General features: G+C 52.5%; 14 protein-coding genes. 7 read left to right on the forward strand and 7 right to left on the reverse strand.

Annotated elements, in window-relative coordinates; all coding sequences use genetic code 11:
* Positions 1-137: 137 nt before the first annotated feature.
* Positions 138-1,568, reverse strand: a complete 1,431-nt coding sequence (gene nhaC, locus KHS78_RS04200) for a Na+/H+ antiporter NhaC (RefSeq protein ID WP_211825392.1) — start codon at positions 1,566-1,568, stop codon at positions 138-140.
* 323 nt (positions 1,569-1,891) lie between these two features.
* The gene (locus tag KHS78_RS04205; RefSeq protein ID WP_211825394.1) at positions 1,892-2,674 is read right to left on the reverse strand and encodes a hypothetical protein; all 783 of its coding nucleotides are present in this window, start codon (positions 2,672-2,674) and stop codon (positions 1,892-1,894) included.
* A gap of 354 nt (positions 2,675-3,028) precedes the next feature.
* On the opposite strand from KHS78_RS04205, the gene KHS78_RS04210 reads away from it, so the two are divergent.
* Positions 3,029-4,465: an anion permease gene (locus KHS78_RS04210; protein ID WP_343216864.1), complete on the forward strand. Its 1,437-nt coding sequence runs from the start codon at positions 3,029-3,031 to the stop codon at positions 4,463-4,465.
* Positions 4,466-4,483: 18 nt separating this feature from the next.
* Here the strand turns inward: KHS78_RS04210 and KHS78_RS04215 are convergent, their stop codons facing one another.
* From KHS78_RS04215 to KHS78_RS04225, 3 genes are all read right to left on the reverse strand, one after another.
* Entirely contained in the window at positions 4,484-4,930 is a 447-nt protein-coding gene (locus tag KHS78_RS04215; protein WP_211825396.1) for an avidin/streptavidin family protein, read from the reverse strand.
* A 73-nt stretch (positions 4,931-5,003) separates the two neighbouring features.
* Positions 5,004-5,996: a serine/threonine protein kinase gene (locus KHS78_RS04220; protein ID WP_211825399.1), complete on the reverse strand. Its 993-nt coding sequence runs from the start codon at positions 5,994-5,996 to the stop codon at positions 5,004-5,006.
* Positions 5,997-6,088: 92 nt separating this feature from the next.
* Positions 6,089-6,799 carry a ComFC family protein gene (locus KHS78_RS04225; protein WP_211825401.1) on the reverse strand — a complete coding sequence of 237 codons (711 nt, stop codon included), beginning with the start codon at positions 6,797-6,799 and terminating at the stop codon, positions 6,089-6,091.
* 248 nt (positions 6,800-7,047) lie between these two features.
* On the opposite strand from KHS78_RS04225, the gene bioB reads away from it, so the two are divergent.
* From bioB to KHS78_RS04255, 6 genes are all read left to right on the forward strand, one after another.
* On the forward strand, positions 7,048-8,106 hold the full coding sequence (bioB, locus tag KHS78_RS04230; RefSeq protein ID WP_211825404.1) for a biotin synthase BioB: 1,059 nt from the start codon (positions 7,048-7,050) through the stop codon (positions 8,104-8,106).
* A gap of 4 nt (positions 8,107-8,110) precedes the next feature.
* Positions 8,111-9,289, forward strand: coding sequence for an 8-amino-7-oxononanoate synthase (gene bioF, locus KHS78_RS04235; RefSeq protein WP_211825405.1), 1,179 nt, complete (start codon positions 8,111-8,113; stop codon positions 9,287-9,289).
* Positions 9,286-10,029, forward strand: coding sequence for an alpha/beta fold hydrolase (locus KHS78_RS04240; RefSeq protein WP_211825406.1), 744 nt, complete (start codon positions 9,286-9,288; stop codon positions 10,027-10,029). Before bioF ends, KHS78_RS04240 begins: the two co-directional genes overlap by 4 nt.
* The gene (bioC, locus tag KHS78_RS04245; protein WP_211825407.1) at positions 10,026-10,838 is read left to right on the forward strand and encodes a malonyl-ACP O-methyltransferase BioC; all 813 of its coding nucleotides are present in this window, start codon (positions 10,026-10,028) and stop codon (positions 10,836-10,838) included. The genes KHS78_RS04240 and bioC overlap by 4 nt, the downstream gene beginning before the upstream one ends.
* A gap of 16 nt (positions 10,839-10,854) precedes the next feature.
* Entirely contained in the window at positions 10,855-11,529 is a 675-nt protein-coding gene (gene bioD, locus KHS78_RS04250) for a dethiobiotin synthase (RefSeq protein ID WP_211825408.1), read from the forward strand.
* 275 nt (positions 11,530-11,804) lie between these two features.
* Positions 11,805-13,607 (forward strand): phenylacyl-CoA dehydrogenase, encoded by a 1,803-nt coding sequence (locus KHS78_RS04255; protein WP_211825409.1) that lies wholly within the window; start codon positions 11,805-11,807, stop codon positions 13,605-13,607.
* 63 nt (positions 13,608-13,670) lie between these two features.
* Here the strand turns inward: KHS78_RS04255 and KHS78_RS04260 are convergent, their stop codons facing one another.
* The gene (locus KHS78_RS04260; protein WP_211825410.1) at positions 13,671-13,931 is read right to left on the reverse strand and encodes a hypothetical protein; all 261 of its coding nucleotides are present in this window, start codon (positions 13,929-13,931) and stop codon (positions 13,671-13,673) included.
* A 323-nt stretch (positions 13,932-14,254) separates the two neighbouring features.
* Entirely contained in the window at positions 14,255-14,599 is a 345-nt protein-coding gene (yqfB, locus tag KHS78_RS04265) for a N(4)-acetylcytidine aminohydrolase (protein WP_211825411.1), read from the reverse strand.
* Between the last annotated feature and the right edge of the window lie 11 nt (positions 14,600-14,610).

Here is a 14,610-nt window from a genome sequence, read left to right on the forward strand (position 1 = left end):
CTGAATTAACAGTACCGGGTACTCAGGTGCAGGGTGCAGGCCTGAGTCGGGATGGGCGCTCTTTATAGAGGGTTTTACGGATAGTGCAATCCGTAGATTAACTGACGGGCGTTCCATTGGAGCGCCCGTCGGGGGGATTAGCTGGCCGCAGCGGGTGCTGCACAGCTGTCATTGCTGACGGTTGCAGGGGCTTCTGATGCCGTGCTGATGAATTTACCCAGCATGGTGAACGCAATGGTCAGGATGATGCAGGTAAAGCTCAGCCACATGTACGGCAGGTAGGCGAGGGTTGGGACACCCAGTACGCCAGCCATGAAGATACCGTTGTCGCTCCAGGGCACCATGCCGCTGGTCAGCGTGCCGCCAAACTCTGCGTTACGGGACAGCATTTTGCGATGCAGGCCCAGGCGGTCATAATTCTTGGACATGATCTTCGGGGTCAGGATCAGCGACACATACATGGCGCTGCCGAAGATGTTGGCCAGAAAAGCGGTGAACAGGGTGGAAACCGTCAGGTTGCTGGCGTTAGTGATGAACGCAGTCATCTTGTCAGCAATAACCTGCAGGATGCCCACACGATCCAGCAGGCCACCAAAACCAAGACCGAAGATGATCACGGCCACAGAGCCCAGCATGGAGGCAATACCGCCACGGCTCAGGATGTTGTCGATGAAATCAACACCAGAAGTGATGCTGAAGGGGCTCCAGGCGCTCTGAACGGCAGAGATCAGGTCCTTGTTCTGGAAAGCAATGGCCCAGACGACACCCAGTACAGCACCAAAGCTGATGACCGGGAAAGAAGGCTTCTTGTTAGCCAGCAGGGCAATAACCAACACGACGGGCACAAAAGCCATGGGGCTGATGTTGAAGCTCTGCTCCAGTGCGGCCATAACCGTTTCGACCTGCGACATATCAACATTACCGCCGTATTGCATGCCGGCAAAGGTGAACATAATGGCGGTCAGAATGTAGCTGGTCAGGCTGATTGGCAGCATGCCCTTGATGTGCTCAAAGGTTTCCACGCCGGACATACTGGAGGCCAGGATGACACTGTCTGACAGCGGAGACAGCTTGTCGCCAAAGTAAACGCCGGACAGAACCGCACCAGCCACCAGAGGCAGCGGAATACCGAGGCCTTCACCGATACCCATCATGGCGATACCCGCAGTACCGGCAGCACCCCAGGATGTGCCTGTGGCGAGTGCAGTAACAGAGCAGATGATCAGGGTCGCCAGCAGGAAGATGGAGGGGTGGATGATCTTCAGGCCGTAGTAAATGATCCCGGGGACAATACCGCCGGCAATCCAGGTGCCGACCAGTGCGCCAACGGCGATCAGAATCAGGATGGCGCCCATCCCCTTGGAAATCCCCTGGGTGGCGGCCTCTTCGAGATCTTTGTAGTTATGGCCCAGCCAGATGCCCAGCGCCATAATGATGAACCAGGCGATATAGAGGGCCAGCTGAATAGGAAGATTCAGCAGGGAGGTAAAGGAAAACGCCAGGCCAAGAAAGCCGGCAAGGCAAATAATAATCTGCGTGATTGTCGGTAGTCTTGTGTGTTTCTGCATCCAGTCCTCTCAGGCTTTATAAAATGGAATGTGGGAGGTCGGCGGAAGTCTATCAGTGTGAAACCGGCAAAAACCCTTCGGGGAACTTACGTATCTGCTTCGGTACGATCGTATGAAAATAGTGGATTGGACGGTCGTTTTTGTTTTTTTGTAGTGGTTATTCTGTAGTTGTTGTGTTGGATACTGTTAAGTGATGTCAATTCATACTTGTTTAGTGGCAATAGTCGTCGAATGATTTAAAATCAGTGTTTAGATGCCGAAATCAAAAAAAGGATGGTGAATTCAAAAGGTGTTGAGTTAAGTGTCCATCCTGCTTGATATGCTTAGTCTGCTGGTACGTTCTCTAATACTGCCTTTAATTGTGAAAGTGTATTGTGGACAGGATGATCCCTGTTAGTGAAAGCAGCTTGCAGTTGTGACTCAAGCGCATTAGTTAATGTTCTGGCTTCTTTTAAAGATTTTCTGGCTTGAACAAGTTCTTCTTCTTGTTTTTGACTGGCATTCGATTTTCTTTTTCTACTTTCGTGTGCAGCTATTTTATTTGAGTGCTTTCTTAGTAGCGCTCTCATGGTCTGGAGGTAGTGTTTTTTGGCATTTGCGCCTGTAATGTTCTGAGAAAAATAGTCATAGACTTTTTTAATCACTTCTTTATCGTAGTCTTCGAAGTAACTGTTTAGTTTTCCTGTTACGACAATCTTTCCTGCTCCATCTTTGAACTGTTGGCAGAACGGCATCGGATCATTACCAGGGTTTAATATGTGGTGTGAACTGTCTTGGTTTACGTAATCGGCGCCATTCAATACCTCGGTTTTACCTTGGGGTGGTATGTCAATGACATTGTGTTGGGGAATATAATAAACAATGGTTTCGCTTTGTAGATCTGCAGAATTTCCAGTTAGCAAAGAAATACCCTTTGTGCTTTTCTGCGAGGGATTTATTTCCTCTCTTTGAGAAACAGAAAATATTGAAACCTGACGTTGTTTTTTCGGTTGATGTGATACTTTATGTCCTAAAGGAATAGTGTTTACAGGGTTATCCAACACAGTTGCTGGAATACCGTGATAGGTCACAGGCTCACTTGTTTGGCCGTCTTGGCTAATAGTCACTTCGCCCACCTGTTCAGTAAGCCAGGGGGACGGTGATTTCTCACTGGTTACGGTGAAGATGACAGGTAGACTATCGCAATTAATATTCATCAGTTTCTAGTATTGGTTTGTGCTAAAGCTTATGACGCACAGATAACTGAAAAGTTCATTTTCATTTAACACGTTAGGTTGACTTTAGCTGATTGCTTTTAATTTTTGGCTGATATTGACAGTTTGGTTGGCAAAACTGTCAATCATTATTCATCACTGTGATTTGGGTGATAAAGGCTAAACTTGCAGTCAAGTCTCAATAGGGAAAGCCTCTGTATGTGTTTATCAGGGATAGGTGTTCAGGCTTGCTGATGAGGTAACACCGTGACTGCTTCTCTGGTAAAAAAAATCATGCCGCTTTTGGTGGCCATCATCGTGTGGTTGATACCGGTGCCTGATGGCTTGTCCTCCGATGCGTGGTCTTACTTTGCATTGTTTCTTGGTGTTGTGGTGGCGCTGGTATTGGAGCCGGTGCCGGCTGCAGCGGTGGGACTGATTGGTATTGTGATCGCTGTTGTGTTTCGGTTGGTCGCGGTAGAACCGGGTGTAGAAGTGACGGCCAAAGCAGCGATTAACTGGGGCTTGTCAGGTTTTAAAAACAGTACGGTCTGGCTCATTTTCGTGGCGTTCATGTTTGCGCTGGGATACCAGAAGTCCGGACTTGGGCGCCGCATTGCATTATTTCTGATTAAAAAGCTGGGACGAAGAAGCCTGGGCATGGGGTATGCCGTGGCCCTTGCTGATCTGGTTCTGGCGCCTTTTATTCCCTCTAATACAGCGCGCAGTGGCGGTACCATTTTTCCTATCGTCAACAATATCCCTGCGATCTACGGTTCAACCCCTGAGCAAGAACCTGAAAAAATCGGGCGTTACCTGTGTTGGACCGGTTTTGCTGCGACCTGTGTCACCAGTTCCATGTTCCTGACCGCGCTGGCGCCCAACCTGCTGGCTATGTCGATTGTGGAAAAACTGCTCGGTACCGAGATCGGCTGGATGGTGTGGTTCACGGGATTTCTGCCAGTAGGCATTATTCTCTTTCTGTTGGTGCCGTTGATCAGCTATTTAATCTGCCCGCCGACCATCAAACTGTCTGAAAGCATTCCCGATTGGGCTGGCAAGGAATTGGTTGCACTCGGTCCACTAAGTGGTGCTGAGAAAAAAATGGCCTTGCTGGCCTTGCTGGCGTTGCTGTTGTGGATATTTGGCGGCAGCCTGATGAATAGCACGACGGTCGGTTTATTGGTGTTGTGCCTGATGATGTTGGGCGGTGTTGTGAGTTGGGATGACATCATTGGCAACAAGCAGGCATGGAATGTCCTGATCTGGTTTGCCACCCTGGTCACGTTGGCCGGTGGGCTTGGGCAAACGGGTTTTCTTGCCTGGTTCAGCGGTGAAGCCGGTGTCCTGCTAAAGGGTTATGCACCGGACCTGGTGATGATGTTGATGGTTATCCTATTTTTTGTGCTGCACTATTTCTTTGCCAGTATCACGGCCCATGTCACCGCGTTGTTGCCGGTGTTTATTCAGTTATCCATCGCGGTTCCAGGTTTATCTGAAATGAAGCTCAGTCTGTTGCTCTGTTTTACGCTGGGGCTGATGGGTGTGATTACACCCTATGCGGCCGGCCCTGGCCCCATCTGGTACGGTTCCGGTTTTATTCCTGCCGGCACTTTTTGGAAGCTGGGTTTTATTATGGCCGTTGTGTTTCTGGCAACACTGGTGCTGATTGGTTTTCCATGGGTCAATGCCATGGTGCAGTGACCCACTATCACGATGGCGTCAGTTAGCGTTTGTCTCGCGGGTATACACATCCCGGTTAAAGAACCAGGCGCTGACTGTATCAGGTCCTTTCTTTCTGGCGATCCAATGGGTTTCGAGCTGGCCGTCCTCTGTCAGGTAGCCAGAGATGGATACAACAGACGGTGAACCGCAGGGTTGAAAATTTATCATCATGGCAATGGCGTTACCATTGTAAGTCGCCAGCACCGGCAAGGGGTAATCAACGCACTCTGGGGTTACCGTCACTGCGGCATGGAATACACCTTCAATGAGGTTCTGCCCTGCCGGTCTGATGGCATTCACATTGCCTAGCTCCAGCGTTGAGCCGCGCTGATTTTTCCAGATGCCCTGAAAAGCTTGCCCATTATCCGAGTGTATGGCGCTGGCATGGCTATTAAGGCTGAGCACTAACAACGTTGTGGGAATGAATGTTCGATAAGCAGACATCTATGGTTACACCTGAATCGTTCAAAGTGGCTAAGCATAGATGCCTGTGGACTATCTCGCTGGCAGCAGCGGTTTAGTAGAGTGTGAGTACCGGTTCATCCAGTGCCGCCAGCTGCTCGCGAAGTTCCAGAATATGGTCGGCCCAGTAGCGTTCAGAGTTAAACCAGGGGAATGCCATGGGGAAGGCAGGGTCATCCCAGCGTCTGGCCAGCCAGGCGCTGTAGTTGATAATGCGTAGTGTGCGGAAGTATTCAATCAGGTTCAGTTCGACCGGGTTGAAATCGTTGAATTCCCCGTAGCCGTCCATCAGCTCTGATAATTGCGCGGTTTGATTGTTGCGGTCTCCGGACAGAAACATCCAGAGGTCCTGAATAGCCGGGCCGTTAACGCAGTCATCAAAATCGACAAAGTGAAAGTAATCATCGCGCCAGAGGATATTCCCGCAGTGGGCATCACCGTGCAGGCGAATCAGGTTGTAGTGATACGCGTGCTTTATATGTTCAAGCTTATCAACCAGGTCATTGGTCAATGTGGTATATGCTGGCATCAGTGACTCAGGGATAAACTGGTTATCCAGCAAATAGGCAATGCTGTCTTTGACAAAACGCTGCAGGGTGATGCCCGGCCGAAGGGTAAACGGCTTGGTTTCACCAATCTTGTGAATACGGCCCATCAGGCGACCGAGCTGAAACAGGTGGTCGGGGTTATCCAGTTCTGGCGCGTGACCGCCACGGCGTGGCGTCAGCGAAAACAGGAAACCATTGAATTCGTGCAGGGTTTTACCATTATCAAGTTTCATCGGGGCGACAACAGGCAGCTCGTTGTCTGCCAGTTCCAGCGTGAAGTCGTGCTCTTCCTCTATCTGTTGCCGGGTCCAGCGGCCCGGGCGGTAAAACTTGGCAATGACCGGTGCATCATCTTCCAGCCCCACCTGGTACACCCGGTTTTCATAACTGTTCAGCGCCAGTATTCGTGCATCGGTTAGCATGCCCGCAGACTCGACCGCATCCAGGACCGTATCGGGAGTGAGTGGGTCGTAGGGATGGTTCTGCATAGCATTGCTCATTCGGACATCCTGAGGTTGGATAAAGGTGTGCTAAGTCTAAACCTTGGGGCTGTCTTCTTGCAGTCTTTATTCATGTATTCCCGGTGCTTTCATTATCCTGGCGGTGTTCTGGCGACACACCAGATATCGACGTGTTTAACGCCATGACGTTTCAGCAGTCTGCTGAGTTCCTCAACGGTTGCGCCGGTGGTGACAATGTCATCCAGAAGGGCGACGTGATGGTAGCCGGGCGTTTTGCAGGTAAAGGTTCCCCTGACATTCTGGCGCCGCTGATGGGTTGTCAGTGCCAGCTGAGGTTGGGTTGCTCGCTCCCTTTTTAAGAGTCGGTGATCTGTGGGAATCATCATGTGTCGGCTGAGGTGGCGGGCCAGCACGGTTGATTGGTTATATCCCCGCTGCAATAACCGTGTTCGGTGCAGTGGAATCGGCAGGATGACTTCCGGCAAGGGCTCGGCGCGATAATGCGTTTGCAGTGTGTTTGCCAGCAGGGAGGCCAGCGGATGCGCGAAGGCCAGCTGATCATGGTATTTCAGACGCTGCAACATGTCAGATACGGGGGGCTGATAGAGGAACGCCGACGTACAACTGTCAAAGGTTCGCCCCTGTTTCTGACAGGTGCCGCACAGGTGGCCATCGTCACGGTGCGGCAGAGGTTCACTGCACAGCATGCAGGCGTGCTGAATGCGAGGCAGGCTGTCGATACAGCCCCGGCATAGCCTGTCCGGCCATTGGCAGGCATCGCGGCATAACAGGCAGGACAATGTAATCAATGATTGCAGTTTGTATTTCAGGGATTGGATCATGTTATTTATTGCTAAAACGGTTGATCACGTATCGTCCATGAAGAGAGAAGCAGTGTGGTATAAAGTCGGGCGGGCTGCAGAAAAGTGTTATAAGTTTTTCTGATTAATAAGTGAGCAGCTGTAAACCTGTGGTGTGCTGTGTCGGTTGACAGTGGCGCATGCCGTCATACAATGCGAGCCATAACGCTGGTTTCGGCACGAACCGGGACGGCATCAGAAGCAGATAATGAAGACAGCCGAAGGCCACGATGAATAATACCGACAGCCTGGTCCGCAGCGACTGGACCCTTGATGAAGTCGAGCAACTTTTCACCCTTCCTTTCAGTGACCTGATGTTCCGCGCCCAGCAGGTACACCGGCAGTATTTTGATCCGAACCGGGTCCAGGTCAGTACCCTGTTGTCCATCAAGACGGGCGCCTGTCCGGAAGACTGCAAGTATTGTCCCCAGAGTGGTCATTACAACACCGGGCTGGACAAGGAAAAGTTGATGCAGGTCCAGAAGGTGCTGGAAGAGGCGGAGCTGGCGAAGAAGGCCGGTGCAACCCGTTTCTGTATGGGCGCCGCCTGGAAAAATCCGCCAGCGAAAGATTTCCCGTACGTGTTGAAGATGGTGGAAGGCGTCAAGAGACTGGGGCTGGAAACCTGCATGACACTCGGTAAGTTGACCCAGGAACAGACGCAGGCGCTGGCTGAATCTGGTCTGGATTATTACAACCACAACCTGGATACCTCGCCGGAGTTCTACGGCAGCATTATCACCACACGTACGTATTCCGACCGTCTGCAAACATTGTCGTATGTTCGGGATGCTGGCATGAAAATCTGTAGCGGCGGTATTGTGGGCATGGGCGAAACCATTCGGGACCGTGCCAATCTGCTGATCCAGCTGGCAAACCTGCCTGAGCACCCGGAAAGTGTGCCGATCAACATGCTGGTCAAAGTAGAGGGCACGCCGCTGGATCATGTGGAGGATATCGACCCCTTCGACTTTGTTCGCTGCATCGCGGTTGCACGGATCATGATGCCAAAGTCCCATGTTCGCCTGTCTGCCGGCCGCGAGAATATGAATGAAGAGATGCAGGCCCTGACATTCCTCGCCGGTGCCAACTCCATTTTCTATGGTGAAAGATTGCTGACCACGCCGAATCCTGAAGCCCAGAAAGACATGCAACTGTTCAAACGGCTGGGCATCAAACCGGAAGAACGGGAAGAGTGTCAGTCTGAAGCTGAGCATGAAGCCCGGCTTCAGGAACAGATTCAGGCACAGCAGGATAGCGAATTCTTCTACGACGCAGCACAGGCATAAGCGCATGACCGCCTTTGCGCTGGAGACGGCGCTGGCCGAGCGCCGTGCGCAGTCGCTGTATCGGCAGCGCCTGCTGGTGGATGGCCCGCAGGCACCGGAGTTGGTGATTGATGGTCAGCGTTGCCTGGCATTCTGTAGCAATGATTATCTTGGGCTGGCGAATCATCCTGATGTAGTTGCGGCGTTCAAGCAAGCGACAGATGTCTACGGTGTGGGGGGAGGTGCATCCCATCTGATAGTCGGTCATAGTCGTGCGCATCATCAGCTGGAAGAAGAATTAGCAGAATTCACCGGACGCTCAAGGGTTCTGTTGTTCTCTACGGGGTATATGGCCAACCTGGGCGTCATCAGCGCCTTGTTGGGCAGTGGTGATGCGGTATTTCAGGATCGACTGAACCATGCTTCTTTACTGGATGCGGGACGCCTTTCCGGTGCGCGTTTCCAGCGTTATCTCCACGCAGACTGCGACAATCTTGCACAGCGTCTGACGCGATCGACGGCACATCGAAAATTGGTGGTGACCGACGGCGTGTTCAGTATGGATGGCAATATTGCGCCATTGCGTGAATTGTCTGCACTGACGCGTTCCCATGATGCCTGGTTGATGGTGGATGATGCCCATGGTTTTGGTTGCCTCGGGAATGAAGGTCGTGGTTGTGCCGATCATTTTGATTTATCGCAGGATGATCTGCCTGTGCTGATGGGCACCCTGGGTAAAGCCTTTGGAACCGCCGGTGCTTTTGTGGCTGGCAGCGAGGCGTTGATTGAAACCCTGATCCAGTTTGCCAGAACCTACATTTATACCACGGCCATGCCGCCTGCAGTGGCGGAAGCAACCCGTGCCAGTCTCTCTATAGTGCGTAAGGGGTCCTGGCGGCGTGAGCACCTGTCAACGTTGATCCAACGGTTTCGCGCAGGATGTGAAACACTCGGTATTCCTTTGATGGCGTCGTCTACTCCCATACAGCCTATTCACGTGGGTTCGGCTGATCGGGCACTGGCAATGAGCCGTGCGCTCGCGGACAGCGGTATTCTGGTCACCGCCATTCGTCCACCGACGGTACCACAGGGCAGTGCCCGTTTACGGGTAACCTTTAGTGCAACGCATACCCAGGAACAGGTTGACCGCTTGTTGACGGCTTTGGAGCAGGTCGCTCGAAAGGTGCCTGAGGTAGCGGCATGAAACCACAAGTCGTTTTGATTGCGGGTTGGGGGATGCCGTCAGCAGTGATGCAGCCTCTGGTGGAGAAGTTGTCAGACTGTTATACGGTCAATGTCGTTTCTTTGCCGGGATTCCATGAACACGGGCTGACGGTTGGTAGTGTCAGTTGGTCAGCAATGACTGACGCGTTATCCAACCTTTTGGCAGGTGAGTCAGTGATTCTGGCGGGCTGGTCAATGGGAGGGCAGTTGGCGACCTTGTTTGCCGCTATGTATCCCCATCAGGTTAAGGGGCTACTGACACTGGCATCGAACCCCTGCTTTGTGCAGCGCAGCGATTGGCCGGATGCGATGCCCGAGACGGTATTTTCTGATTTTGAGCATGGCGTCTCTGCGTCGTGCTCTCAGACGCTGAAACAATTCTGCATGCTCTGCTCTCAAGGGGGCGCGCAGCAACGAGAAACCGTGAGGTTGATCCGTAAGGCTTTGGCGGATGTTGAATGTGATGCTGAGCAATTGTCGTCACTGTTAACGCTGCTCCGAGAGACCGATACACGTTCTCAGCTCGCGGATTTGACCTGTCCGGTAACGCACTGGGTTGCTGAACAGGATGCGCTGGTGCCGTTTACACTGAGTCAGGCGCTATTTAAACGTTATTCACAACACGTCATTAAAGCCGTTGAAGGAGGGCATACCTTCTGGTTGGAGATGCCTGACATTATCGTCAGCGATATCGATAAACTGGTGCGGGAGAACGCATGATCCAATATAAAGAAAGCGCTCTGTACCCACGACACCGGCAACGTATAGCAGATAACTTCAGCCGGGCCGCCAAGACATACGACAGTGCTGCAACGTTGCAGCGCGTTGTGGCGCGTAAGGCCATGCTGGGTCTGCCATCCGTAGTGGAAATGGTACGTGTCCTTGATCTTGGTTCAGGGACGGGCAGTCAGACGGTGGAACTGCAGCAGCGTTATCCTGGCGCGCAGGTTGTCGGTATGGATATGGCCATGGGCATGCTCCAGCATGCTCAGTACCGATTGCCAGACTCCGCGTTTTCATGGTGTGCCGGTGACATTGAAGCCTTACCGTTTGCGAGTGACTGTTTTGACCTGGTCTTTTCCAGTCTGGCGATACAGTGGTGTGAATCGCTGACCTCTGTGTTGTGTGAAGTACAACGGATCCTGAAGCCTGGGGGATACTTTGTTTTTTCCACACTGGCGAGCGGCAGTTTGTTGGAGCTTTCCCAAGCTTGGCGCAAGGTCGACGGTTATAGTCACGTTAACCACTATGAAACGCTGGATACCCAGACGCAGCAGGTTGCCGCCAGTGGCTTTGAGTCTGGCTCCCTGAAGCAGCAGGCGGAAGTATTGCATTACCCGGATGTCACTGTGCTGCTGAAAGAGTTACGGGCGCTTGGCGTGAATACAGTTACGGAAGGAGCTCGGCAGGGATTGATGACTCGTCGTCGTTTGCAGGCCTTCCGTGACGCTTATGAAACATTACGTGTGCCTGCTGGTCTGCCACTGACGTATCAGGTGGTGTACGGCGTGCTGCGCAAACCCCAGTGATTGAACAGGAAGCTGTATGGCTAAAGCGTATTTTGTCACAGGAACGGATACAGATGCCGGTAAAACCCTGGTGAGTTGTGGCCTGCTGGAGAAAGCACGGCAGAAAGGATTGACGACAGCGGCAGTCAAACCGGTATCCGCCGGTTGTGAAGAGACGCCTGATGGTTTGCGTAATGGTGATGCCCTGGCATTGCAGCAGGCTATGACCATGGAGATGCCTTATGAACAGGTGAACCCGGTCGCTTTTCTTCCTCCTATTGCGCCGCATATTGCTGCCCAGGACGCTGGTCGTATGATTACCGCCGATCGATTGGTTGGCATCTGTCGCGGTGTTTTGATGAAACGGGCGGATATCACCCTGCTGGAAGGTGCTGGTGGCTGGCGGGTACCGCTGAATCCCCGGGAAACCCTGGCCGATCTGGCGCGTATGCTGCAGTTGCCGGTTATCCTGGTTATTGGTATGAAGCTGGGTTGCCTGAACCATGCGCTACTGACGGCAGAAGCGATTCGGAGGGACGGTCTGACCATCGCCGGCTGGGTGGCCAATTCTGTAACGCCGGATATGGCTAGACTAGTGGAAAATACCCTCACTCTGGAAGGTGAACTCGGGGCTCCCTGCCTTGGAGAAGTTCCTTACCTTGATGCTGCAACTGCCGCTGCGGCCGCAGAATACCTGAATTTGCCTGCCTGATCGTTCACACCCTTTATACCTGCAAGAGGCTTGGGATTAGTCATGTTTAATACTGATTCCAGAGCCTCTGTAGGCGCTGAAATATAGCAAATCCGTCTAGGTGGAAATGCCTATTTTGTTGTGGAATGCCCTTGACACGGGCTACACTCATACGTAAGTTTCAAACACTTGTTTAAATACGCTATCCAGTACAGTCCTAAATAAGAACAGTCTTCAGGTAATGACCGCTCCGGTGGTCGGAATGATTACAACGAGAATAGCCCGAGGTAGACGCTATGCCTGAGTATAAGGCCCCCCTTCGCGATATCCGCTTTGTTCGCGACGAACTGCTGAACTATCCAGAGCACTACGCCACCCTGCCCGGTGCGGAAGATGCCACCCCGGACATGGTCAATGCCATCCTGGATGAAGGTGCGAAATTCTGTGAACAGGTACTGGCGCCACTGAATCAGGTGGGAGACCAGGAAGGCTGTACCCTGACAGAAGACGGTGTAACAACACCTACTGGCTTTAAAGAAGCCTATCAGCAGTTTGTGGAAGGTGGCTGGCCGTCACTGGCGCATAAGCCTGATCACGGCGGTCAGGGTCTGCCAGAGTCACTGAACCTGGTCATGAGTGAGATGATCGGTGAAGCCAACTGGTCCTGGGGCATGTACCCTGGCCTGAGCCATGGCGCCATGAACACCCTGAGCGCCCATGGCACACCAGAGCAGCAGGAAACTTACCTGACCAAACTGGTTTCCGGTGAATGGACCGGCACCATGTGTTTGACCGAGTCTCATTGTGGTACGGATCTGGGCATGCTCAGAACCAAGGCCGAGCCCCAGGCGGATGGCAGCTACAAGATTTCCGGTACCAAGATCTTCATCTCTGCCGGTGAGCACGATATGGCAGAGAATATCGTCCATATCGTACTGGCCCGCTTGCCTGATGCTCCAGAAGGCACCAAAGGTATTTCACTGTTTATCGTGCCCAAGCACCTGCCGAGCGGTGATGGCAGTGCGGGTGAGCGGAACGCCGTCAGCTGTGGCTCTCTTGAACACAAGATGGGTATCCACGGTAACGCGACTTGTGTCATGAACTTTGACGGTGCAACCGGCTTCCTGATCGGCCCGCCCAATAAAGGTTTGAACTGCATGTTCACCTTTATGAACACCGCGCGTCTGGGAACAGGTCTGCAAGGTCTGGCTCATGCCGAGATAGCACACCAGGGCGCACTGCGTTATGCCCGTGAGCGTCTGCAGATGCGTGCCCTGACAGGCCCCAAGAACCCGGATGGCCCGGCTGACCCGATTATCGTTCATCCGGATGTTCGCCGGATGCTGCTGACCATCAAGGCATTTGCCGAAGGTAACCGTGCGCTGGCTTACTATGCCGCGCGTCTGGTAGACGTTCAGACTAACAGCCAGGATGAAGAGGCCTGCAAGGCCGCTGACCAGATGCTGGGCTTCCTGACCCCGATCATCAAGGCGTTCATCACCGAAACTGGCTTTGAAGCCGCCAACCTTGGTGTTCAGTGCTACGGTGGTCATGGCTTTATCAGCGAGTGGGGCATGGAGCAGAACGTGCGTGACTGCCGTATCGCCCTGCTGTATGAAGGTACGACCGGTATTCAGGCGTTGGATCTGCTGGGCCGTAAGGTTCTCATGACCCAGGGTGAATCGCTGAAAGCCTTTACCAAGGTTGTGCACCAGTTCTGCAAGGAAAATGCTGAGAATGAAGACCTGAAGGAATTCATTGAGCCGCTGACCGCTCTGAACAAGGAGTGGGGTGACCTGACCATGAAAGTGGGTATGGCTGCCATGAAGAATCGCGATGAAGTCGGTGCTGCTGCCGTCGATTTCCTGATGTATTCCGGTTACGCTTGCCTGGCCTACTTCTGGGCTGACATGGTGCGGGTTGCCAAGCAGAAGCTGGCAGAAGGCACGACGGAAGAAGGTTTCTATCAGGCCAAGGTGCAGACCGCGCAGTTCTACTTCCAGCGTATCCTGCCACGGACTCGTACTCACAAGGCCTGCATTGAGTCTGGTGCAGATAACCTGATGACGATGGAAGAAGCTAACTTCGGCGACGTCTGATGGGTTGAGTTGACGCAGAATCAATGAACTAAAGGCTCCTGTCATGCAGGGGCCTTTTTTGTGTCAGGGCGTTTCGTCCAGAATCGCGAAAGACAGAAGGGTTACTGGCAGACCAATCAGCAGGGCAAACCATGGGAGTGGATTACAGAGTATCAGCAGCCCGGCCACTATCCAGATATGCTTCACCACGCGTTTCTTGGCCTGATAGCGTCGGCTGAACATACGGCGGTAAAAGTGGTTGTTGTCGGGGGTACGGCAGTGCATCCAGTCCGGGAACAGGTGCTCATCCAGCCATAGCCTGAGCATTTCTAACAACAGGTGCATAGTCACTCCATTGACAGCGGTATCTTTTAATCTAGCAGCATTCCAGATGGCTGGTGGCGGGCAGGAAACAGGCATAAAAAACGCCCCAAAAAGGGGCGTGATAAGAGAGCACAGGTTGAAGCAAAATCGTCAACCGGTGTGTTAATCAGTTCGCTGTCAACGCACCGGCTACAACAAATGCATGGCTTTACTTTAATCATCTTGCGGTAAACCGAGATTGATCTGGGTCAATATCGAAGGTTTTATGCGGCAGGTTTCGTTTTTCCGGGTGTGAAAAGGACTGTTTTCCTGCATATGGCTTTTATCCGCAAGCTGGTGAAGCGTTAGTTATTGGTGGCAAGGGCTTCATCGATGGCATCCAGACGGGTGAAATCGATGACAAAAAATTCACTCTGCCCAGGGTAGATAGTCCGGATCACTGATTTCAGTTCCTCAAGCGTCATATTCTCTTGAACCGCCTGTTGTGCATTCAGTTCATCAAACAGTATGGGCGTCACACTATTGACGCGAATATGGCAGAAAAACCGGTCATCTTCATTGCGTGCCACTGTCAGGATTTCGCCGGGCTGGAAGTGGGCTTCACTCTGGTCACGGATCGTAATGGTTTTTCGGTCAGCGAGGATGTCGGACTCGAAACGGCGAAAGAAGGTGATGTTGCGATAAGACATTGACGTCTATC

The sequence above is a fragment of the Kistimonas asteriae genome, from assembly GCF_018263925.1.
Taxonomy (GTDB): domain Bacteria; phylum Pseudomonadota; class Gammaproteobacteria; order Pseudomonadales; family Endozoicomonadaceae; genus Kistimonas; species Kistimonas asteriae.